The sequence below is a fragment of the uncultured Moraxella sp. genome, assembly GCF_945873075.1.
Classification (GTDB): Bacteria; Pseudomonadota; Gammaproteobacteria; order Pseudomonadales; family Moraxellaceae; genus Moraxella.
The window spans coordinates 1-23103 of sequence record NZ_CAMCBS010000018.1; the positions used below are offsets into that span (position 1 = coordinate 1).

Annotated in this window: 21 protein-coding genes and 1 tRNA gene; 18 read left to right on the forward strand and 4 right to left on the reverse strand. The window is 47.2% G+C overall.

Annotated features, from left to right (window positions below; genetic code table 11):
- A partial coding sequence (locus tag Q0N89_RS07050) for a M61 family peptidase (RefSeq protein ID WP_294034825.1) occupies window positions 1-1379 on the reverse strand: 1379 nt, incomplete at its 3' end.
- A 229-nt stretch (window positions 1380-1608) separates the two neighbouring features.
- On the opposite strand from Q0N89_RS07050, the gene Q0N89_RS07055 reads away from it, so the two are divergent.
- Together Q0N89_RS07055 and Q0N89_RS07060 are read left to right on the forward strand one after the other, a co-directional pair.
- Window positions 1609-2094, forward strand: coding sequence for a peptidylprolyl isomerase (locus Q0N89_RS07055; RefSeq protein ID WP_078253356.1), 486 nt, complete (start codon window positions 1609-1611; stop codon window positions 2092-2094).
- A gap of 229 nt (window positions 2095-2323) precedes the next feature.
- Entirely contained in the window at window positions 2324-3100 is a 777-nt protein-coding gene (locus Q0N89_RS07060) for a 1-acyl-sn-glycerol-3-phosphate acyltransferase (RefSeq protein ID WP_294034826.1), read from the forward strand.
- 116 nt (window positions 3101-3216) lie between these two features.
- On the opposite strand, the gene Q0N89_RS07065 is transcribed toward Q0N89_RS07060, so the two are convergent.
- Window positions 3217-5238: a lytic transglycosylase domain-containing protein gene (locus tag Q0N89_RS07065; protein WP_294034827.1), complete on the reverse strand. Its 2022-nt coding sequence runs from the start codon at window positions 5236-5238 to the stop codon at window positions 3217-3219.
- A gap of 224 nt (window positions 5239-5462) precedes the next feature.
- Between Q0N89_RS07065 and miaB the strand changes: the two genes are divergently transcribed.
- From miaB to gloA, 11 genes are all read left to right on the forward strand, one after another.
- Window positions 5463-6932 carry a tRNA (N6-isopentenyl adenosine(37)-C2)-methylthiotransferase MiaB gene (gene miaB / locus Q0N89_RS07070; protein ID WP_078254799.1) on the forward strand — a complete coding sequence of 490 codons (1470 nt, stop codon included), beginning with the start codon at window positions 5463-5465 and terminating at the stop codon, window positions 6930-6932.
- 72 nt (window positions 6933-7004) lie between these two features.
- A complete protein-coding gene (locus Q0N89_RS07075) occupies window positions 7005-7511 on the forward strand; it encodes a GNAT family N-acetyltransferase (RefSeq protein WP_294034828.1) in 507 nt (168 codons plus the stop codon).
- Window positions 7512-7526: 15 nt separating this feature from the next.
- Window positions 7527-9422 (forward strand): pilus assembly protein PilM, encoded by a 1896-nt coding sequence (pilM, locus tag Q0N89_RS07080; RefSeq protein WP_294034829.1) that lies wholly within the window; start codon window positions 7527-7529, stop codon window positions 9420-9422.
- A gap of 3 nt (window positions 9423-9425) precedes the next feature.
- Complete coding sequence (locus Q0N89_RS07085; protein WP_294034830.1) at window positions 9426-10070, forward strand: type 4a pilus biogenesis protein PilO; 645 nt, start codon at window positions 9426-9428, stop codon at window positions 10068-10070.
- Window positions 10067-10783: a pilus assembly protein PilP gene (locus tag Q0N89_RS07090; RefSeq protein WP_294034831.1), complete on the forward strand. Its 717-nt coding sequence runs from the start codon at window positions 10067-10069 to the stop codon at window positions 10781-10783. The genes Q0N89_RS07085 and Q0N89_RS07090 overlap by 4 nt, the downstream gene beginning before the upstream one ends.
- A gap of 15 nt (window positions 10784-10798) precedes the next feature.
- A complete protein-coding gene (locus tag Q0N89_RS07095; RefSeq protein WP_294034832.1) occupies window positions 10799-12199 on the forward strand; it encodes a type IV pilus secretin PilQ in 1401 nt (466 codons plus the stop codon).
- Window positions 12200-12374: 175 nt separating this feature from the next.
- Window positions 12375-12914, forward strand: a complete 540-nt coding sequence (aroK, locus tag Q0N89_RS07100) for a shikimate kinase AroK (protein ID WP_294034907.1) — start codon at window positions 12375-12377, stop codon at window positions 12912-12914.
- 45 nt (window positions 12915-12959) lie between these two features.
- Window positions 12960-14051, forward strand: a complete 1092-nt coding sequence (gene aroB, locus Q0N89_RS07105; protein ID WP_294034833.1) for a 3-dehydroquinate synthase — start codon at window positions 12960-12962, stop codon at window positions 14049-14051.
- Between the two features lie 33 nt (window positions 14052-14084).
- Entirely contained in the window at window positions 14085-15062 is a 978-nt protein-coding gene (locus Q0N89_RS07110; RefSeq protein ID WP_294034849.1) for a hypothetical protein, read from the forward strand.
- Window positions 15063-15074: 12 nt separating this feature from the next.
- Window positions 15075-15704, forward strand: coding sequence for a carbonic anhydrase (locus tag Q0N89_RS07115; protein ID WP_294034851.1), 630 nt, complete (start codon window positions 15075-15077; stop codon window positions 15702-15704).
- A 33-nt stretch (window positions 15705-15737) separates the two neighbouring features.
- Entirely contained in the window at window positions 15738-16274 is a 537-nt protein-coding gene (gene gloA, locus Q0N89_RS07120) for a lactoylglutathione lyase (RefSeq protein ID WP_294034853.1), read from the forward strand.
- Window positions 16275-16348: 74 nt separating this feature from the next.
- Here the strand turns inward: gloA and Q0N89_RS07125 are convergent.
- A tRNA-Arg gene (locus tag Q0N89_RS07125) sits at window positions 16349-16425 on the reverse strand.
- A 268-nt stretch (window positions 16426-16693) separates the two neighbouring features.
- Here Q0N89_RS07125 and Q0N89_RS07130 point away from each other — a divergent pair.
- The 5 genes from Q0N89_RS07130 to Q0N89_RS07150 all read left to right on the forward strand — a co-directional run bounded on the left by Q0N89_RS07130 (window position 16694) and on the right by Q0N89_RS07150 (window position 20994).
- The gene (locus Q0N89_RS07130; protein WP_294034855.1) at window positions 16694-17332 is read left to right on the forward strand and encodes a cytochrome c5 family protein; all 639 of its coding nucleotides are present in this window, start codon (window positions 16694-16696) and stop codon (window positions 17330-17332) included.
- A gap of 172 nt (window positions 17333-17504) precedes the next feature.
- Window positions 17505-18464, forward strand: coding sequence for an ABC transporter ATP-binding protein (locus Q0N89_RS07135; protein WP_294034857.1), 960 nt, complete (start codon window positions 17505-17507; stop codon window positions 18462-18464).
- A gap of 21 nt (window positions 18465-18485) precedes the next feature.
- On the forward strand, window positions 18486-19259 hold the full coding sequence (locus tag Q0N89_RS07140; RefSeq protein ID WP_078254811.1) for an ABC transporter permease: 774 nt from the start codon (window positions 18486-18488) through the stop codon (window positions 19257-19259).
- Window positions 19260-19335: 76 nt separating this feature from the next.
- On the forward strand, window positions 19336-20178 hold the full coding sequence (gene queF, locus Q0N89_RS07145) for an NADPH-dependent 7-cyano-7-deazaguanine reductase QueF (RefSeq protein ID WP_294034861.1): 843 nt from the start codon (window positions 19336-19338) through the stop codon (window positions 20176-20178).
- A gap of 120 nt (window positions 20179-20298) precedes the next feature.
- Window positions 20299-20994, forward strand: a complete 696-nt coding sequence (locus Q0N89_RS07150) for a hypothetical protein (protein WP_294034863.1) — start codon at window positions 20299-20301, stop codon at window positions 20992-20994.
- 220 nt (window positions 20995-21214) lie between these two features.
- On the opposite strand, the gene Q0N89_RS07155 is transcribed toward Q0N89_RS07150, so the two are convergent.
- The gene (locus Q0N89_RS07155) at window positions 21215-22933 is read right to left on the reverse strand and encodes a proline--tRNA ligase (protein WP_294034865.1); all 1719 of its coding nucleotides are present in this window, start codon (window positions 22931-22933) and stop codon (window positions 21215-21217) included.
- Between the last annotated feature and the right edge of the window lie 170 nt (window positions 22934-23103).

Here is a 23103-nt window from a genome sequence, read left to right on the forward strand (position 1 = left end):
ACATAGGCTTGATAAAATGCTTGCCATGGCGCATCACCCATCATCGATACGATGACTTGACCAAGCGTATCAGTGCTAATGCCCATAGGCTTGCCACCTGATTGTTCATACAAGACTTTGACGACATCAAACAGACGATACTTGCCATCACTATGCTCAAGCAGTGCCAAATCCAGCAGTAGGGCGACCAGTGCGCCTTTGTTATAATAGCTGATGCCTTGATTGGCGGTGTTTTCGTCCGCGCGATACAGCTTAATCCAAGTATCAAAGCTTGATTCGGCGACGCTTTGGTGTGCTCTACCGTCGGTTTGTAGATAGCGATTGATTTGGGCGGTGAGTAATTTGAGATAATTTTTCTCATCAATCACCCCCGAGCGTAGCAACATCAAATCATCAAAATACGATGTAAAACCTTCAAACACCCAAAGCAGCGGCGTATAAGCTTCATTGGTAAGCGGATTGTCCACCATCACATCAGGCTTGACGGTCTTGACCCACCATGCGTGAAAATACTCATGGCTACACAGCCCCAAGTATCGCTGATAGTCACTGCTTGGCATGGCAGGCTCGGTGATGCTTGGCAAATCAGTGCGTGGACTGACGAGTGCCGTCGAATTGATATGCTCAAGCCCGCCATAGTCATTGCCCGTGACCATCGTCATAAAGGTATAATCATTAAACGGCGTATCACCGAGCCAATCGACATAAGCTTGGCAGATTTTTTGTAGGTCATTTTTTAGTCTGTCTAAATCAGATTGATGGTGACCTGCGATGAATGAGCGATGGGGGATGGTGTGTCCGTGTTGGTCGGTGACAGTAAAGTCAAACACATCTTGCGTGCCAATCTCAAATGGATAATCCAAATAATCAAAGGCAGGCATCGATGCAAATTGATAAGTGATGCCATTAGTATCTTGAGTGCTTTTATGGGGTAATCCGCAGGCGATGGTACAGCTTGGATGCTGATGGATAAAGGTATTTGGGATATATAAGCTGACAGTTGCAGGACGGTATTTATCATGATTTAATAATAACAATAATGAGCTAAAATTCCCAAAAATCCGCTGACCATCGACAAATGCCGTACGCACGGACAAATCATAACAATACACTTCATAGCGCACGCTCACAGCATCACCTGTTTTGGCGTGGTCGAGCCTAAAGGTGTGCTTATCGGCTTTGGTCGCACGATACTCTACGCTATCAATCGTGTAGATAACCTTAGTAATGTTCTTGGCAAATTCACGAATCAAATAACTGCCTGCAATCCAAGTCACCATCGATAACTGCGGTGCGTCCGTATCTGCGCTAAACTGCAACTCTACATCGCACAGATGGTCATAATAGCGTGTAAAATCAAGATGATAGTGAATGGTCATGGGTTATTTCCTTAATGTTTTTTTGTGATTGATGAATTGGTGAAATATCATAGCAAACTTGGCTGATTTTGCAATCATTGGGCTGAAATTTACAGCTTGTAACGACTTTTTTGTAATTGATGGGCAAATTTACCAAACTTCTGTTATAATGGCGATAACTTTTTGCCAATTTGGGCGGCTATAGCATTTGGCTTGGACGCTTTTGGCACAATTTTGTAAGGAATCTCTTATGACAACTATCGCAAATGATACCGTTGTAAAATTTAACTACACCCTAACCAACGACAAGGGCGAAACCCTTGACCAATCTCGTGGCGAGCCATTGGCGTATCTACATGGTCATCACAACATCATTCCAGGTCTTGAAAAAGAAATGACTGGCAAAGCTGCTGGCGACAAATTCAAAGTCACCGTCGCTCCTGAAGAAGCGTACGGCGAGTACATCGCAGAAGCGGTGCAAGAAGTGCCACGCGCCAATTTCCAAGGTGTGGACAATATCGAAGTGGGTATGCAGTTCCAATCACAAACCGACGACGGTCATGTGATGCTGGTTACTGTCAAAGATGTCAATGATGAAGTGGTTGTGGTTGATGGCAACCATCCACTTGCAGGCGTTGAGCTGACCTTTGATGTTGAAATCGTCGAAGTGCGTGCTGCTACTGCGGACGAAATCGCACACGGCCATGCGCACGGTGTCGGCGGTCATCACCACTAATCGCTAATCACTAATCCATTTGGGATTAACTATCGCTCAAGTCTATGGCTTGGGCGATTTTTTTTGTGAGTCATAACAGGTTGAATGTTTGTTAATTAACAAAGAAAAGCTGTTGCCAAGCCGTGTCAATTTACAAAAAGTGTATAAGCGTTCACCAAAATTACTTGATTTTTTTTGCATTTGGGTTTAGGCTTGTACACTTAAGATTTTTGACAAACAAGCACAGGCTATGGTTACATTTATCCGCACTCAATACAATCGCAGCAAAAAACTCATCGGCATGACAGGCACTTTGGTGGGTGGCTTTCGTGCTGCCCAAAAAGTGGGCGCTTTTGGCGGTCAAGCATCCCGTGAGAAACTCTCGCCTTATGTTCAAGAGTTTTGCCGTCGTATGGCGGGCTCATTTGGGGTGAATGTCGTGCAGGTTGAGCCCGTACCGCAGACGCATGGTCTTTGGGTGAGTAACCATGTGTCATGGCTCGATATTCCTGTGGTTGGCAGTGTGGCGCCGGTGTTTTTCTTATCCAAAGCAGAAATCGGCGAATGGCCAATCTTTGGCAAGCTTGCCAAAGCAGGCGGGACGCTATTTATCAAGCGTGGCTCGGGCGATACAGGCTCGGTGTCTGACCAGATTACAAGCTTTTTGCAAGGTGGCTCATCGGTGGTATTTTTCCCTGAAGCGACCACCACAGATGGCAAGCAAATCAAAAAAATCTATGGCAAACTGCTCAAATCCGCCATCGATACTGGCTTGCCGATTTGTCCACTGGTGATTGCGTATGTGGATAAAGATGGTAAGCTGTCTGATGATGCGGCGTATTATGGCGAGCGTTCGATGGCTGATAGCCTAAAAAAAGTCGCCGACTCAAAAGGCATCACCGCTCATGTGTTACCGCTTGCGCCGATTTATCCAGAGAATAAAGATCAACGCACGCTGACCGAAGAGCTACAATTAGCGATGGAAGCAGGGCTTGCCGAGCTACATCGCCGAGTGCTGACTGCTTAATGCAATCTTGCCAACTTGGCAAAAAATAGCCAAGGTGTGCAAAATAACAAACCCCAAAAGTTGGCTGATGACTTTTGGGGTTTGTCTTTGGCTGTTGGTTATGGTTTGATGATGACTTAGAACGACGGATTGACCGTACCCATACGCTGACTAATCGGTGTCGATTGACCCAGTAGCACGCTATAAATGGTGGCGTTTTCCATCACGTGCTTGACATAGGCACGAGTCTCGGCATAGGGAATGGCTTCGACATATTGGTCGGCGCTGATACTGCCATGCTTAGGAATCCATTTGCGAGCAGCACCCGGTCCTGCGTTGTAGCCCGCGGTGGCGACGGCGATTTGACCGCCTGCTTTATTGGCAAGGTCGTTCAAGAACCATGTGCCATAGCGGATATTGGTATCAGGGTCGCTCATACTGCCTGTGCTCTCGCCCATGCCACGGGCGATTTGGCTGGCAGTGCCGGGGATGATTTGCATCAGGCCGCCAGCGCCTGCGCCTGACTGTGCCGATGGCTGAAAGCGACTTTCTTGACGCATAATGCCATATGCCCACGCAGGGTCAATGCCGACATTGCGACTGTGGCGGATGGTATTGTCATAATACGGCATCGGGTGCGATAGAGCGGCATTTCTTAGATTATCGGTCGTCTCGATGGCTTGGATACTGCGATGATAGTAGCCTAGATTGTGCGCCTTAGTCGCTGCTGCTAGAATCAGTGCGGTATCGCCTGCTTCACGAGCCTTACGCACTGCCCAGTTCCATTCACGGTTGATATGCTCAAGACTTGCGTTATTTTGCATGAGCAGATAAGCGCGGGCAAAATAGTCATTATTCATCACACGCTCGGCATCTTTGGTGGTGACAGTTGGCAAAACATTACCACCGATATCCGAAAGTGTCAGACGCTGACCTAGTCGGTCTTTGGCAAGTAGTCCATAGTAGTCGATACCTGATGACAAATTGCCATACAGTCGCTTGGCATCGGCGGATTTGCCCGTTTGTTCATAAGCACGAGCCAGCCAATATTGCCATACACGCTCTTGCTGTTGTACTGCGGTCATCGCACCGATGGCGTTGATGACATCTTGCCATTGGCTAAAGTGAATGGCGGCTTGGGCGTAGTCTTCGGCTTCTTCGTAGTTGAATGGCTCGCCCAAGCTATTTTTGAAATAAGTCACCGAATCCATGCTAAAGCCTTCGTCGGTATTCATATTCATCCGCTTGACGGCAATGCTACGCCACGCATAGCGACGAGCCATTTCGGAAATCAGTCGCTGACTGCGGTTGTTGTCTTGACTGATGTCGTAGTTGAGCTGTGTCACAGCCTCCCAGTGCGAGCGATGTGCCAGCTGACTGATGGCGTAGATGTACAGATATTGATTAGCATCGCTATAAGGTTCTTGTTGAAATCTGGTCAAAAACGCATTGGGATTACTGCGAATTTCATTAATCGTCTGATAACTGATTGGTAAGTTCAGCTGATTAATCAGCGTCATGATATCGCCTGTTTTATCCAGTGGTGATTGACGGCTGGATAATTGACGCTTATCAATGCGTAGCATACGCACCAGCTGTTCGTGCTTGTCAGTATTGGTGATGCGTGGGTTACTGCTCATCTCGGTGGCAAGCTTATCGCACAGTGATTGCTTGATTTGGGTGTTGAGCCAGACATTGGGTTTTTGGTATAGGGCACGCATACTGTCATCGCTTTGGTTAAAGCCTAGAGCGATGGCGCACGCTTCGGATGTATCGGGGTTTTCGATGCTATTTGCCACAGCACGCACCGATGCGTAGTCGCCTTGACGAGCTTTGGTCTCGGCATAGTCGGCGGCGAGTTTTTCGCTCATGACATTGCTTGGATATTGGCGTACAAAGTCATTGACCGTGCTTGGGCTTTGACTTGATAGATTGGCATTGAGTCGCCAATAGGTCGGATAGACGCCAAACAGCGTGCCTTGCATACTTTGTTCATAATCGTATAGGGCACTCATATTGGATTTTTGGCGGTCGGCATCGATGAACTGATAAATACTGCCATCATTGGCATTGCCTTTGGCGCACGCCACTTGGGTGATAGCGCCGATGGCACATAGTAGGGTCGCACAGTGAAGTTTGGTAATCTTAAAAGTTTTCATAACTCATCTAATGTCAAATGATGGATAAAGGTTTGTCTAGGGTATCAAATCAAGGTTGCTTGGATGTATAAAAGTTGTAATTAACAGTCCAATTATAAAGCCCAAGCAGGGTACAAGCAGGACAACAGGCAAATCCAATGGGGATTTTTGGCATTATCCTACCACAACCTTGACCAATTATGCTAAAATAACCCGTTTATTTTGTCATTTTGGAAAACCCCGTCATGAAAGTCGCCACGTTTGACCCAAAAGCCCACCAAAGCACCGCCACTAACACAATTCATAACAACAGTCACGATTTGCCTGTGCAAAATGTCGCCGACATCAGCGACAAAAAGACCAAAAAAGTCTATATCGTCACGCAAGGCTGTCAGATGAATGAATACGATTCTGAAAAAATGGGCGATGTGCTGGGTCAATCGCATGGCATGGTCGTCACCCATGACATCAATGAAGCTGATGTGCTACTCATGAACACCTGCTCCATCCGTGAAAAGGCGCAAGAGAAGGTCTTTAGTGAGCTTGGCAGATGGCGTAAACTCAAAGAAAAAAATCCCAATCTCGTCATCGGTGTCGGTGGCTGTGTGGCATCCCAAGAAGGGGATAATATCCAAAAACGCGCGCCGTATGTCGATATGGTCTTTGGGCCGCAGACCTTGCACCGCTTGCCTGAGCTGTACGAACAATCCACTAAACAGCACGACGAACTCCCAAAAAACCGCATCGGCGTGGTTGATGTGTCGTTTCCAAGTATCGAAAAATTTGACTTTTTGCCTGAGCCAAAGGTTGAAGGCTACAAGGCGTTCGTCTCTATCATGGAAGGCTGTTCAAAATACTGCTCATTTTGCGTCGTGCCTTATACTCGTGGCGAAGAGCTGTCCCGTCCGCTTGATGATGTCTTGGCTGAGATTGATGCTTTGGCAGAGCAAGGCGTGCGTGAGATTAATCTGCTTGGTCAAAATGTCAATGGCTATCGTGGCGAAAAAGACGACGGCACGATTTGTCGCTTTAGCGAGCTATTGCACTATGTCGCGCATATCGATGGCATCGAGCGTATCCGCTACACCACCAGCCACCCGCTAGAGTTCACCGATGACATCATTGATGCGTACAAGAGCATTGATAAGCTGGTCTCGCACCTGCACTTGCCTGTGCAAAGTGGCTCAAACAACATCCTAGCTGCAATGAAGCGTAATCACACGGTGGATGTGTATATCAATCAGATTAATAAGCTCAAAGCGATTCGTCCTGATTTGCACTTATCGAGTGATTTTATCATCGGCTTTCCCGGTGAGACTGATAGCGATTTTAATGAGACGCTACAGCTTGCCAAGGACTTGGATTTTGACCACTCGTACAGCTTTATTTATTCAAAACGCCCGGGCACGCCAGCATCTGAGCTGCCTGATGATGTCAGCTTTGAGACCAAAAAAGCTCGCTTAGCGCAGTTTCAAGAAGTCATCAAAGAATCAACCTTTGCCAAAACTCGTGCGATGGTCGGTCAAGTGGTGCGTGTGCTCGTCGAAGAGCCTGCCAGTCGCTATGAAGGCTATCTGCATGGCTCGGCGGACAATACTCGCTCGGTGGTCTTTGCCGGTGATGAGTCATTGCTGGGTAAATTTGTCATGGTCAAAATCACCGCCGCCAAAAGTATGCACCTAGTCGAGGGTGAGTTGGTCGAAGTCATCGGCTAAGTTTGGTAGCTAAGTTTGGCAATTGTTTGTGGTCATTATTTGTGCTAATTATTTGATAATCAAGGGAATGTGATGGCGATAGCGCAACAAATCCGATTGGCAAGACGGGCTGATTTGCCACGACTGGTTGAGATTTTTAATGAAACGGTTGATGACAAAATCGCTCATGCTAGCCTGACACCGCACACGGTTGATGGGCGGATGGCTTGGTTTGAAGCGCATAATGACGCCACTCGCCCCATCTATGTCGTCGTCGATGATGGGCAAATCGTCGCTTGGGCAAGCTTTAGCGATTTGTACAGCTTGCCTGCTTATCACATCACCGCCGAGATTAGCCTGTATATCACCAAGCCATACCACCATCGTGGTATGGGCAAATCACTGCTGGCATTCATGCTATCGGTCGCACCAAAGCATGGCATTGATAATGTCGTGGCGCTGATTTTTCAGCATAATTTACCAAGTTTATCCTTATTTGCGCAGTTTGATTTTGTGCAGTGGGGCGTACTGCCTAAGGTGTGTGATATGGATGGTTTTTTGGCGGATACGGTGATTATGGGGCGTAGGCTTTTGCCATAAGGATATGCTGTGCCCTTGACTCGTCCATCCATACGCTTACCGAAGCTATCTATCTCCACTGTATTTGGTCGTGTGCCTACGACGCCTGTTGTAGGCATATCAATGAGTGATGCTGCTGTCACGGCTGCGCTGGTCGATGTGCATGCAGGACAGTATCATCTGCTAGACTATGCCATCGCACCTTGCCATGATGCGCTCATGCATGGCAAAATCATTGACAAATCCGCACTGGCCGATGCCATCACGGCAGCCATAGACCAACTGCTCATCACACCAGTCTCTGCCATCACGACTGTGGCCGATGATGCCATCATGCGTACACGCATCGAATTGCTTGGTCATCTGGACGATGATGAAGTGGAAGCGGCGATTTTGATCGATGCTGAGCGCTACATCGGACAGCCGATCGATGAAGTGTATGTTGATTTTTGTATTGATGGCTATGTGACGCATGGCTCAGTTGAGCGTACCCAAGTATGGCTCACCGTCGCACATCGTCAAGCGGTCGATGACTGTGCAGAAGTCTTGGCGATGGCAAATCTTGAGACGCAGTCGGTGGGCGTGTGGTCGCAATCAATGGCGCAAGCGGTACGAGCATTTTGCACCTTAGATGAGCCGACGGTTGCGGTGCTTGACATTCAGACGCATCAAACGCAGCTGCTGGTGCTAGATGAATCTGGGGTGGCATACCGGACGACAGCGCTGTTTGGTACGCACACATTCACAGAAAGCCAGACGGCATCTGACCAGCTTATAGCGTCGCAGGCAGTATCGCATACGCCGTCGGATGATGTTGATTCATCACCTCAAGCAGTATCCAAAACATCAGATGGCGATGGTCTTGATTTTTATCAGTTTTTGGCTCAATATCAAGCAAACAACCCAAATGACTCCGCCCAACAGGTGCAGTCCGTGATGGATTTGGACTCATCGCTAGAAAGTGATGCAGTGGATAGCTTATCTTTGCAGCAGGCGGAGCAGCCAAATGCAGTACAGGATGAGTATCAAATCAGCTTTGGTGATGTATCCACAGGTGAGCTGCGACAAGTGGAGGAGCCTGTCCATCCGCAGACGGCGATGGATAGCATGCAGATCGATGCGATGTGCGATCGGCTTATGACCATGCTACATAGCTATCAGATACATCAAGCGCCATTACCATCACGACTACTGCTATCGGGTATCGATACAGCTGTATGGGCAGGGCTTGATGAGCGATTAACCGAGAAGCTTGGCATAAAGGCAGTGTATGGAGTGCCAGATCCACAGCTGTATCATGCAGATCTTGGCACGGATGCACCACAGCTTTTGACGGCGATGGCATTATCGGCGGACATTCATGGTGTGAATCTTTTGCCATGGCGAGATCAAAAACGCCTAACGGATGCGGATAATTTTAAGAAAAAATTTATTATAGTCTTGTCCATCACAGCCATGATTCTAGGAGTGATTTATGCGCTGATGGCTTATCAGACGCACAAGCAAACTCAAGTTAATGCCATCATCACAGCACGCATCGAAGAGAATCAAACCAAGATCAACCAAATACACGCCATCGAACAAAAAATCAACGACACAAAATCCAAGCTTGCCGCCATCGATTTACTTGATCAAGATAATCAGCTACTCACCACTTGGCAGGCGCTACCAAACCTTGTGCCACAAGGTGTGTATCTGGATAGTATTCAAGAGAGCGCGGATGAAGTGAGCATCACTGGCATGAGCACAACTTCGGCACAGGTGTCGGCATTTGCCAGTTCGCTTGAGCTGTCTGGGGTGTATCAAGAAGTGCTTGTCACTTCATTACAAGATGCCAAGCAGGCGATGCGCTTTAGCATTTCAGCAAAGAAAATTATGCCTACAAATCAAGCATCCATCCAAGATGTACAGATGATTGGTAAGGATAACTAATTGATGAAAATGGATAACCTTCGTTTATCATCGCAGAGATTTTGGCGTACGCTCAATCAAGTCAATCGCCATAATATCGGCAGTGCGCCATCGTCAGTACAGGCGGTTGTCATTGCGCTTGTGGTATGCGTGATGGCGATTGTGGTGTGGCTGGTGCTGATTTCCCCAAGCATGACCAAGCGCTCCGCACTGATGAGCCAAGAGCGAGTGCTAATCGATGACTTTGCACGCAGTTACCAACAACTGCGCTTGCTTGAGACCAGAAAATCTCAGCTCACGGAAGAAAGTCAAGCACTCGATGCACGGCTTGCCCAAGTGCCAAAAAGCGCACCAATGACCGAGATTATCAGCATGATCCATACACAGGCCAGTCAAGCAAGCGTGCAGGTGCAAAGCGCAACAGTGCAGCCGATGGATAAGACGCAAGCGCACATCATCGAGCGTCCGATGATGGTGGTGGCGACGGGTGATTATCATGCGCTAGGGCGGTGGCTCGTTGCAATTGATAGTAGCGAGTATCTTTTGATGATGGGGGATTATGAGCTGATGGCAGATGGGGCGTCAAATCGCCTTAGGCTGACCATGCGTCTAGTGAGCTATCAAGCCAATAATCAGCCTGTCAGCACAGCACAGGAAGTCAAGCCATGATGCGCTATCTGTGGTTGATGGGTGCACTGCTATGCATGACTGCCTGTGGTCAAAGTGCTGAAGACATCGCTGATGCCAAGCTTGCCACTGTGATGGATGCGCCAAGTGTACCAACGGCTGTGCCACGACCATCTGAGCCGATGCCGACAATCAGTTATGAGACTAACAAAGATCCATTTGTTAATCCCTATCGCCAAGTAAATACTGAACCGCCAACTGCTCAAGACACATCCGCCCCATCGGATAAATCAGATGCCAAGTCCGATACAGGCGTGGATAATAAAACCAAGCCATCAAGCGATCAACCATCATCTGATGCAAGTAGGATAGCCAAACCACCACAAGAGCAGCCAAGCAAACCTGCAAGCGCCAATGCAAGTATCAATACAAGCCAAAAGCCTGCCGAATCAGCATGGTATCGTCATGCCAAGCGTGTCAAGATCGATACACAGCGCCCACGCCAACCGCTTGAGCTGTTTGAGCTTGGTCAGCTGAGTTATCAAGGGCGTATCAGTGATGGTGCACGCATGGTGGCGATCGTCCAAAGTCCCGATGGGCGTGTGCATCAGGTCGCTGTCGGTCACTATCTGGGGCGACATCATGGGCAGGTGGTGCGCATTGATGAGCGGGGTATTTATCTCGATGAAGCGGTACTTGCTGATGATGGGTATTACTATCATCGCACAGCCGAGCTTGGCTTTATGAAGAAATAATCGGAAGGTCATAAGATGAAAAAACTATCCCCGTGGATGATGATTGGGCTGCTCGCGCTATCGACTGGCGTGCAGGCTGATACAGCTATCGTCGATACGCCTACGAGCGGTTATACAGGTAAGCCCATCAGCCTTGAGTTCGCTGATATGCCTGTGCGAGCGGTGCTTGATGTCTTGGCAAGCTTTACGGGGATTAATATCATCACCGATGATAGCGTCACGGGTAATATCACCATTCGTATGACCAATGTGCCTTGGGATCAGGCATTTGATGTAGTGATGCAGATGCGCAATTTATCCGTGCTAAAAAATGGTAATGTCTGGATCGTCAGCTCAAAATCTATCCAAGCCAATCAGCCCATCGGCACAGAATACATCCGCCTGCATTATGCGATGGCAGAAGATGTGGCGGCGCTGATCATGGGACAAAAGATTGAGCGGGGTAATATCAATCGCAGCAGCCGTAACGATGGCGCCAATCAGCTATCGCCCATGACTCGCTATCAGCAGACCGATGAGACTGTCGTGACGGTCGAGCGCGGCAGCCTATTATCCGAAAAAGGCACAGTTACAGTTGATAAGCGTACCAACACGCTCATCATCCAAGACACCGCCCAAAGTGTGGCAAATATCCGTGAGATGATTGCGCGGATTGACATTCCTGTCGAGCAGGTGATGATCGAAGCACGCATCATCTCGGCGAACGAAAGCTTTGGCAGACAGCTTGGTGTACGGCTTGGCGCACAAGCATCGGTGGGTAATGTACAAGTCTCAGGCTCCCAAAATTCGCTGTGGGCGATGCGCAATCAAGGCATGAATGCAGGCGAGTATAATACCAATTATCAAGGGGTAAATCTGGGTGTAGCAGATGCAATGGGGCGCATTGCCTTTGGGCTGCTGAATTTGCCCGATGGTATCTTGGATTTGGAATTATCTGCCATGCAAGCTGAAAACAAGGGCGAAGTTATCTCGACGCCAAAGGTGCTCACTGCTGACAAGCAGACCGCACGCATCTCATCGGGCGTACAGATTCCTTATCAAGAGACAACTTATGCTGGCGCCACCACAACGAGCTTTAAAGAAGCGGTGCTACTACTTGAAGCAACACCGTCAATCACCCCGGATGGCAAAATCACTATGAAATTAACCATCAAAAACGGCACACCGATCACCACGCTTGGTAACATCGCCATCCAAGAAGATGTCATCGAGACCAATGTCATCGTCGAAAATGGTCAAACGGTCGTGCTTGGTGGCATCTATCGCCAAGCGGATAATAAGCAAGCCAATAAAGTACCAGTTCTGGGTGATGTACCTGTGCTTGGTCGGCTATTTCGACATGATGACAAGGGCAATGATAAGACTGAGCTGATGATTTTTATTACGCCAAAACTGGTCACGGCAACTGGTGGATGATGGTTATTAGTGATCAATGGTGAGAAGTTCAACAAATCAATACGAAAAACAGTGGCAACAAAATCTCAAAACTTGTATCATAGTCTATTTATAAAAGAATTGAATTGGATGTGTTATGCTTGAAGAGGACTCGGCAATCATCGAAGAAGTGGTTGTCGAAAAAACCAACGCCGCTTTGGCAAAGTGCTTGCCATCGATTTTCTTGGTGGGCCCAATGGGGGCGGGCAAGACGACGATTGGCAAGTTGCTTGCTAAGCATTTGGGGCGTGAGTTTATTGATTGCGATTGGTATATCGTCGATCAAACGGGTGCTGATATTCCGTGGATTTTTGAAAAAGAGGGCGAGACAGGCTTTCGAGATCGTGAGACCCGTGCCTTGATGGACTTGACGGCGATGCCAAACATCGTGATGGCAACGGGTGGCGGCGCAGTTGGCCGTGCCGAAAATCGTGAATTGCTCAAAAAAGGCTTGGTTATCTATCTAGATGCCAGTGTCGATACCCAGCTATCTCGCACCAAAAAAGACAAAAATCGCCCCCTGTTACAATCAGACAATCCCCGTGCTGTGCTTGAAGAATTGTACCAAAAACGCAATCCGCTATATCGTGAAGTGGCGGATATCATCGTACCGACAGGGCGAGCTTATCCCAAGCAGATGATTAGCGATATTTTAGAAATATTAAAAAATTATAATGGCAAAATCCGCCAATCATAAATTGTGCCATATTGCCAATAAGCGTGCTGTATCAAGGAAAAAATTATGTCATCAGCTACATTGACAGTCCAAACCCAAAGCCACGATTATCCGATTTTTATTTGTGCCAGTGAAGGCGTACCTGATTTAGCAAGTCAGATTATCCCATTTATCAAGGGTAATCAGGTGCTGATTGTCAGTAATGATGTGGTGGCGCCACTGTATTTAGCGCCATTGCATCAGTCGCTAGAGACGGCAGGCTTTACGGTGGTGGACTGCGTGCTGCCCGATGGTGAAGCTTATAAAAGTCAAGACAGTATCAATGCGATTTATGATAAACTGCTTGAATATCATTTTGCCCGTGACTGTACGCTGATTGCCCTAGGTGGTGGTGTGATTGGCGATATGACAGGCTTTGCTGCGGCAAGCTTTATGCGTGGAGTGAACTTTATCCAAGTGCCGACGACCTTGCTTGCGCAGGTGGATTCTAGCGTCGGTGGCAAGACAGGCATCAATCATACACGCGGCAAAAATATGATTGGTGCATTTTGGCAGCCACAATGCGTGCTGGCTAATATGGCGACTTTTAAGAGCTTGCCTGAGCGAGAATTTGCCGCAGGTATGGCAGAAGTGATTAAGTATGCCTTAATTATGGATGCTGACTTTTTGACTTGGCTTGAGACTCATGCTGACGCCATCAATGCCAAAGATGGCAAAATCCTAGGCGAGATGGTTTATCGCTGTTGTGATTTTAAGGCGCAAGTGGTTGCCGCTGATGAGCGAGAGTCGGGCAAGCGTGCGCTGCTGAATTTTGGTCATACCTTTGGTCATGTCATCGAGGCGCATCAAGGCTATGGTGCATGGCTACATGGCGAGGCGGTAGCAGCAGGCATGATGCAGGCGGCATTGATGTCAGCCAAACTTGGCTTGATTGGTGCTGATGATGTGTCACGCATTGAGCGAGTGCTAAAGGCGTTCCATCTGCCGACCGTGCCACCTGTGATTGCTGTGGATCAGGCACTGGATTTGATGGGTCATGACAAAAAAGTCCAACAAGGCAAGATTCGCCTAGTGCTACTACGTGCCATTGGCGATGCCTTTGTGACGGCTGATTTTGATTTGGCGGTGCTCGAAGCAGTGCTGTCAGCCAATCATTGATAATTTAATAGTAATACACTCAAGGTTAAGATTATGTCGCAAAATCAAGCGATGAGCTCAAAATATTTTCGCCGTCAATCCAAGTTTTGGCTGATTGGTGCAGGTGTCGCTGCTGTAGCATGGCTGTTAGTTTGGCTTACATCAACAGCACCGAAAATCATTAAAAAAGACACACCTGAAGAGACGGTCGAACAGACGGCATTGCCGACTCGCATTGATCAGTTTCATGATCTAGAAAAAGAAGTGAAGCCGATTGATTTTTCGACGATGGTGCGTGATATGCGTACTTATCCTGCTGAATTTCGTGACAAAATCTTTTTTGAGAATATTGCCAATAAATACACCGTTCAGCTGATGGATGTGGTTGAAAATCAAGTGATTGTTGATTATCTTGATGGTCAAGCAGATCGCAAAAAATTCGCTTATTTCCGTTATTTGGATGACAATAAAAAGCCGCATTATGTGCTAACTTATGGACAGTTTGCCACCGCAGCAGAAGCAGATGCTGCGATGAAGGCGACAGACTTTGGCCTGCCGAATACCATCAACTTGACAACTAAAAAAGCAGGCGATTATTTAGAAATCATTGATAACTATATGCGTGCTGATTCTATTAGCGATATGTCAAGCAATCAGCCACGCCGTATCAATCTTCAAGCCACCAAGAGCGAGATTCCAGTGCGTGCTGCGACTCGTGCCGATGAAGATTTGGTGAATCGCAGTATTAGCAAATCCCAAGAGCGACTAGCGCAAGAAGAAGAGCAGCGTCAGCGTGAACACCGTATGGCACAGGCTCGTGCACAGCTGAATCAAGATGCACCAGCGGTCAATGAGCAGGTAACACGCACAGTTGAGCCGCAGGCAGCTGCCCAAGAAGCTGCACCTACTGCCAAGCCTGAGTCTACCCAAGAAGCACCAAAGACGCTGACAGTTGCGCCAGCGACCAAGCCTGAGCCAAAAGCGGAACCGAAACCTGAGCCAAAAGCAGCCGATACTGGTGAAACTTATTGATAAGGTGATGACATGACAGCACTACCTGATGCGCATGCCGTGCTTGAGATGCTCAAAGCAGGCAATGAGCGCTATGTGGCAAATCTTGCCAGTACCGAGAATATTCGCATTCCGCCACCAACTTTGGTCAAGGAACAAAAGCCCAACGCCATTATTCTAGGCTGTTCGGATGCTCGAGTGCCTGTTGAGCTGATTTTTGATCAGGGTTTGGGGGATTTGTTCGTCATCCGTGTGGCGGGTAATGTCGTCGCCCCAAGCCAAATCGGCTCGGTGGAATTTGCCGCTGAGAAATTTGGCACACGCCTTGTGGTGGTGCTTGGTCATTCACATTGTGGTGCGGTGACAGCCTGTATCGAAGCACTTGTCAATCCTGAACAGTATTATTCACCAAACTTACAATCTATCGTCGATCGCATCCGTCCAAGCGTGCTCAATCTGCATGAGATTGCCACCGCATCGGGCGATGATGTCGATATGGATGAGCTCATTGACCGCTCAATCCGTGCCAATGTGCGTATGTCAGTCGGACAACTTCGTCACGGCTCACGCATCCTAGAGGATATGGTGGATGCAGGGGATTTGCTCATCGTCGGTGCTGAATATGATGTGGCGACAGGCCGAGTGAAATTTTTGAACGCATAACATAAGTTTGAATGTATAACACAAGGAGATAATATGACAATTAAACAACCTACCAATGCCCTAACCGCCAATGGCGTCAAGGATATTCCTGTGGCGTCCGAAGGCTTTATTTATAACCATACCATGCTACGAGTCAAAGACCCTGTCAAATCGCTTGAGTTCTATACTGGTGTGCTGGGCATGACTTTGCTTAAGCATCGCAGCTTCCCTGATGCGAAGTTTGATTTGTATTTTCTTGCCAAGCTGACCGTCGATGAGCGCAACAACTTACCAGCAGGTGATGAGCTCAAAGACTTCGTCTCACGCCAGCGCAGTATTCTTGAGCTGACGCACAATTATGGCACCGAAGATGATGACAGCTTTAGCTATCATGATGGTAATAGCGACCCAAGAGGTTTTGGGCATATTTGCTTTAGCGTGCCAAACCTTGCCGATGCGGTGGCATGGTTTGATGCCAATGGTGTAGAATTTAAGAAACGCCCCGAAGAAGGCAGTATGAAAGACATCGCCTTTATCAAAGACCCTGATGGCTATTGGGTAGAAATCATTGAGATTAATAACAATCGATAATTGCCCATCTGCGTGATGGTGTTTATCAACCACAAAAAACACCCAATTTAATAAAATTGGGTGTCAATAAAAAATGGCGCACCTAGCGGGAATCGAACCCACGACCTTCAGCTTCGGAGGCTGACACTCTATCCAACTGAGCTATAGGTGCAAATGCGATGAATCGGTGGCAAATTCTAGCAAGTTTTTATAAAAATTGCCATCATTTGCCCAAAATTAATCATAAAAATCGCAAAATACTGCCAATTTTTGACAAATCTTGCTAAATTTTAACAGATTTGATAAAAAACATGGCATTTTACCTGCTTTTTCCCTTATAATAGTAGGGAAAATTTTGTATCGTTAGAACAGGGCAACAATCACGATGTTGATGCACTGTTTGACACACCCAGAGCGATGGCTCAAGGCTATAAAACGAGATGATGACAATGAAAAAAGCGGTTATGTTATCTGTTGCTACATTGTTGGCGGTTTCAACAATGGCAACCCAAGCACAAGACAATGCTGCAAAGCCTGCCGAAGCAACGGCGGCAGCAACCACTGAAGCAGCACCTGCGACAGACGCACAAGCACCAGCAACCGATGCTGCTGCCCCTGCTGATGCAGCAGCGACAGACGCTCAGCCTGCAGATGCAGCGGCACCTGCGCCTGCCAAGCCTGCTGAAGAAGCGCCGAAGGATTCGCCACAAGTGGCAAAATTGGTGGCGGCATATCCTAAGCTAATTGCTCGCATTGAGCCTGTTGGCAAAGTGTGTTTTGATGGCGAAGAATGTGATATCAAAATCACGGCACTACCACCTGCGGTCGAAGGTCAAGCTCGTGCTGGTGATGTCCTATACCAAGCCATCTGCTCATCATGTCATGATGCTGGTTTGATTGGCGCACCAAAAGTTGGCGACAAAGGTGCTTGGGGCCCACGCATCGGCAAAGGTAAAGAGACTCTATACAACCATGCGATCAACGGCTTTAACTCAATGCCTGCTCGTGGTGGCAGTCCAGATCTATCTGATGATGAAGTCAAAAACGCTGTTGATTATATGATTGGTCAATCAAGCTAATTAGCTGACTGATTTTTAGACAGTGATGAAGAATCCTAAGCTACCTTCTTGGGTGGCTTGGGATTTTTGTTTGCCAAAATCTTAGACAAAATCTTGGGAATGATGGCTGTTTTGCTTGAAAAATCACCCCAAGCCATCATCTAGTTAGCACAACTGATTGCTCGAGAAAATTATGAATACGACCACCGAAGTCCCTGCGCTCAAAATCAGCGGACTGACCAAGACTTATAATAACGGCTTTACTGCACTCAAGGGGATTGATTTGACCGTGCCACAGGGCGGGTTTTTTGCGTTACTTGGGCCAAATGGCGCAGGCAAATCCACGACCATCGGTATCGTCAGCTCCCTATTTCGTCCGACGGCGGGTACAGTTGAGATTTTTGGGGTGGATTTGTTCAAAGAACCTGCCAAAGCCAAAGAATTTTTGGGCGTTGTTCCCCAAGAGTTTAACTTTATGCAGTTTGAAAATGTCCAAGATATCCTGATTAATCAAGCAGGGTATTTTGGCATCCCTGCCCGCGATGCTCGCCCCCGTGCCGAAAAACTGCTCAAGGCACTCGGTCTATGGGACAAAAAAGACACCAAAGCCCGTATGCTCTCAGGCGGTATGAAGCGCCGATTGATGATTGCTCGGGCTTTGATGCATAAGCCAAGACTGCTTATCTTGGATGAGCCGACCGCAGGCGTGGATATTGAGCTGCGCCGTTCGATGTGGGAATTTATGGAATACATTAACCAAGAAGAGCAGACCACCATCATTTTGACCACGCATTATCTTGAAGAAGCCGAACAGCTGTGCAAGCACATCGCCATCCTAGATAAGGGCGAGATTCGCATCAATACCGATATGAAGAGCCTGTTGGCAAGTCTTGATATTGAGAGCTTTATTTTGGATTTTGCCAAGCCGTTCGATGGTCAGATTACACTTGATAATGTCGTCAAATTCCAACAAATCGATGAATATAGCCTTGAAGTGACGCTCAAAAAAGGCGAAAGTCTAAACGATGTCTTTGCTCAGCTATCGACCCAAGGTGTGCAGATTGCCAGTATGCGTAATAAATCCAACCGCCTAGAAGAGCTGTTTATGAGCTTGGTTGAGAATAACTTGACCGAAAAACTCTCCAATGACTAACAATAATAACAAGAGTATCTTATGAATTTTGGCAAGCAGTGGGTGGCATTCACCACCATTTTAATCAAAGAAATCAAGCGTATTTTGCGTATTTGGCCACAGACGCTATTACCGCCTGTCATCACGATGACGCTGTATTTTGTGATTTTTGGGCAGATGATTGGCAGTCGTGTCGGTGAGATGGGTGGGGTGAGCTATATGCAGTTCATCGTACCAGGTCTGATTATGATGGCGGTGATTACCAATAGCTATTCCAATGTGGTGTCGAGCTTTTTTAGTATGAAGTTTCAAGGCAGTATCGAAGAGCTGCTGGTCTCGCCGGTGTCCAAGCATACGATTTTGTTCGGTTATGTGGCAGGCGGTGTGTTTCGTGGGCTTGCCATTGCGCTGATTGTTACCATTGTGGCGCTGTTTTTTACCAAGCTTGGTATCACGCATTTGGGTGTGATGCTGACGACCATTGTCGGTACATCGGTGCTGTTTAGTCTGGGCGGTCTGATTAATGCGGTGTTTGCTCGCTCGTTTGATGATATTTCCATCATTCCAAGCTTTGTACTGACGCCATTGACTTATCTTGGCGGGGTGTTTTATTCTTTGGAAAATTTGTCAGGATTTTGGCAGACTTTATCGCTACTAAACCCTATCGTCTATATGGTTAATGCCTTTCGCTATGGTATCTTGGGCTATTCTGATGTTAATGTTTGGTGGTCGTTGGTGGCGATTTTGGGCTTTTGTGTGGTGCTGTATGCGGTGTCGTATCGCTTACTTGCCAATGGCTCAAGACTGCGCCTGTAATGATGGATAAATCAGACGGCTAATTGAGCATATTTATTATATTTGATAACCAGTTAATAAAGATTAAGAGATAATTATGAGTATTCACGGTGTACTGGGCGAGAGTACTAGCTATCCCCAAAGTTATGATAACAGTGTGCTGTTCGCCATTAGCCGTACGCTTGGGCGAGATGAGATTTTGGCGAAGTCGGGTGTATCAGCAGAGCATCTGGTGGCAGGTGTCGATGTGTGGCAGGCATTCGAGCTGTCATGGCTAAACCCACAAGGCATCTCAAAAGTCGCCATCGCTCGTATTCATATCCCTGCTGATTCGCCAAATATCGTCGAATCCAAGTCGCTCAAGCTGTACCTAAACAGTCTGAATTTCACCCAGTTTGATGATGTGGCGGCGGTCAAGCAGACCATTGAGCGTGATTTGACAGCGTGCGTGGGGGCGCAGGTCATCGTTGAGATTGGTGCGCTAGATGGTACTGATTTTGCGGTGGTCACCCCGATGGGTGAGTGTATCGATACCGTGCTAGATGGCGGTAAGATGGTCGCTGTGGTTGATGATGTGGATGCGTCGCTACTTGGTGTGGCGGTGGATGGCGTGATGCAGACCTATCAATTTCACACCAACTTACTGCGTTCAAACTGCCCTGTAACCAATCAGCCAGACTGGGGCACGCTGTCGGTATTCATCACGACTACCAAGCAGGTAGAGTATGCTAAGGTGTTGGCTTATGTGCTGAGCTTTCGTAAGCATAATGGCTTTCATGAGCAGTGTGTCGAGCAGATTTTTGCTGACCTATTGACCGTCTATGCACCGACAAGTCTGATGGTACAAGCCAACTACACTCGTCGTGGTGGGATTGACATCAATCCTGTGCGTGTGCTGAATCATCCCGTGCCAAATATCGGGCGTTTGGTGCGTCAATAAGATATTCTTGGTTGAGCAAGGGGGGGATTTCTCTTTTAAATAAATCTGAATACAATCCTTGATTTTAATTGTAATGTTATTTTATAATAATATTTTCAGTGAGTTTATTGAGGTTTGAATATGCAAGGTAAGATTCTGAGAGATACTGCTAATGGCGATGGCATCATTTTTGTTGATGGTGTGCAAAAGACTTTTAGCTTGGAGAAGCATTGGAAATCTGGAGAGCCGCCTGTTATTGGTGCTGTGGTTGAGGTGCTTTTGGATGATGATGGTGATGTAAAAAGCGTCACTTTGGTTGATAATGTGGATGTTGCCAAGCAAAAAGCAGACCAGGCTTTTGCAACAGCTACACAAAATGGCAAAAATTTTCTAAATGTGGCGACTAGTGGCATGAGTAAGCCTGTAATGGGGTGTATTGCCGCTTTAATTGTATCAGCTTTTGTTTTTAAATTCTTCTCAGTTACCATTCCTTATGGTGGCACACACGGAGCCCCATTTATGGCACTTGGGGGTTTTTATGGATTTTTATTCATTGTTGCTGTATTAGCACCTTTTGGTAAGAATTTCATTCAAGACACTAAAGGTTGGTTCTTGTACTTTATCCCATTGGCGTATATTCTTTTGATTTCAATCATGATTAAGAGCGGTGTTGCAGACTTTGCTGCTCAAACAAAGCAGCTTTCTCAATTGATGGGACAGTTTGGAATGCGAGGTTTTGAGTTGAAAATAAGCTATGGATTTGGTTTTTATATCTCTGTTTTGTTATCAGGCTACATTGCATTTGTAGGATTTAAGAATTTTAAAGCTCAAAAATAATCAATCAGTTCACTTATTTGATAGATTGTTTTCTCACCAAACAAATAACCAGTCACACGATTGGTTATTTGTTTGGTTGGGAAGCCAACCCAATCGGGCGTGTACCACGCACCATAAAAAAACCAATAAATATTGTACCAAAAAAACACCCCAAAGGCTGGCAGTTGAGTCCAGCTTTTGGGGCGTGATTGATGGGGTTTTACCCAAACAGACTTAGCGATTAGAATTTTGCCAAGACTTCTTCAAGGTCTAGCATGACTTTTTCGCCATTGGCACGATTGACATATTCGTATTTGCCTTCGGCAAGATTGCGCTCTGAGACGACGATACGATGCGGGATACCGATAAGCTCAAGGTCAGCAAATTTCACCCCTGGACGCTCATCACGGTCATCTAGCAGTACATTGATACCACGAGATTTGAGCGTTTGGTACAGCTCTTCGGCTTTTTGTTCGGCGACGCCGTCTTTTGATTTCATCGGTACGATAGCGACATAAAACGGTGCGATGCTGTCAGCCTTGTCCTGTGGCTCTGCCCAGATGATACCATTGTCATCATGGTTTTGTTCGATGGCGGCGGCGATGATACGACTGACGCCAATGCCATAACAGCCCATCATCAAGGTAACAGGTTTGCCTTCTTTGCCCAGTACTGAGCAGTTTAGGGCTTTTGAGTATTTATCACCCAATTGGAAAATGTGACCCACTTCGATACCGCGCTTGATCGATAGCACGCCTTTGCCATCTGGTGATGGATCGCCATCGACGACATTGCGGATATCGACGACTTCGGTGATGGCAGCGTCACGCTCCCAGTTCATGCCAGTGGTGTGCTTGTGCTCGACATTTGCGCCACTGACGAAATCAGATAGGGCAGCGGCGGCACGATCGACATAGACAGGGATGGTGAGATCCACGCTGATGTAGCCTTTGATCAGACCTGCGGCTTTGATCTCTTCTTCGGTCGCCATCGTCAGCGGTGCATGGACGGCGGCGATTTTTTCGGCTTTGATTTCGTTCAATGTGTGATCGCCACGCAGCACGAGTGCCACAAGTTTTGGTGCATCAGGGTTGTCTTCGCTATACGCACCTTTGACAATCAGGGTTTTGACCGTCTGAGTCAGTGCGATGCCCAGATGCTCTGCTACTGCTTCACAAGTTGGCATATTTGGCGTATCGACATCTTGGCGTGCTTGGCTTGGTGCTTGGCGGACATCGGTGCAGATGGCTTCGGCAAGCTCGACATTGGCAGCGTAGTCGGATTCGCTTGAGAATGCGATATCATCTTCGCCACTGTCTGCTAGCACATGAAACTCATGCGATGCAAAGCCACCGATAGAGCCTGTATCTGCCTGTACTGCACGGAAATTTAGCCCAAGACGGCTAAACACACGGCTATAGGCATCGTACATATCTTGATAAGTTTGGGCAAGCGATTCTTTGTCAATGTGGAAAGAATACGCATCTTTCATGGTAAATTCACGAGCGCGCATCACCCCAAAGCGTGGGCGAATCTCGTCACGGAATTTGGTCTGTACTTGATAAAAAGTAACCGGTAGCTGTTTGTAGCTCTTAAGCTCATTGCGAGCGATGTCGGTGATGACTTCTTCGTGCGTCGGGCCAAGCACAAAATCACGCTGATGACGGTCCTTAAAGCGTAAGAGCTCTGCGCCATAATCTTCCCAGCGGCCAGACTCATGCCACAGCTCACCCGGCTGAGTGACGGTCATGAGTAGCTCTTGGCTACCGATGCCATCCATCTCTTCACGCACGATACGCTCCACACGCTTAAGCACTCTTAGACCCATCGGCATCCATACATACAGACCTGATGCAAGCTTACGAATCAGACCGGCACGCACCATCAGCTGACTTGAGACGATGTCGGCATCGTTTGGCGTTTCTTTTAATGTGGCGAATAAAAATTGACTGGCTTTCATGGCTAACCTTATAAAATCTAATGATAATTAGTAAATATGGTAAATAATAAAATTTACAAAAGATAACCTGTCTATCTTACGGCAAAAAATGCCATTTATGCAACTAAATTTCCGCAATTTTTACACAATTTGTCAGGCTTTTGTGGTATTTTAATCTTAAACGATTGATT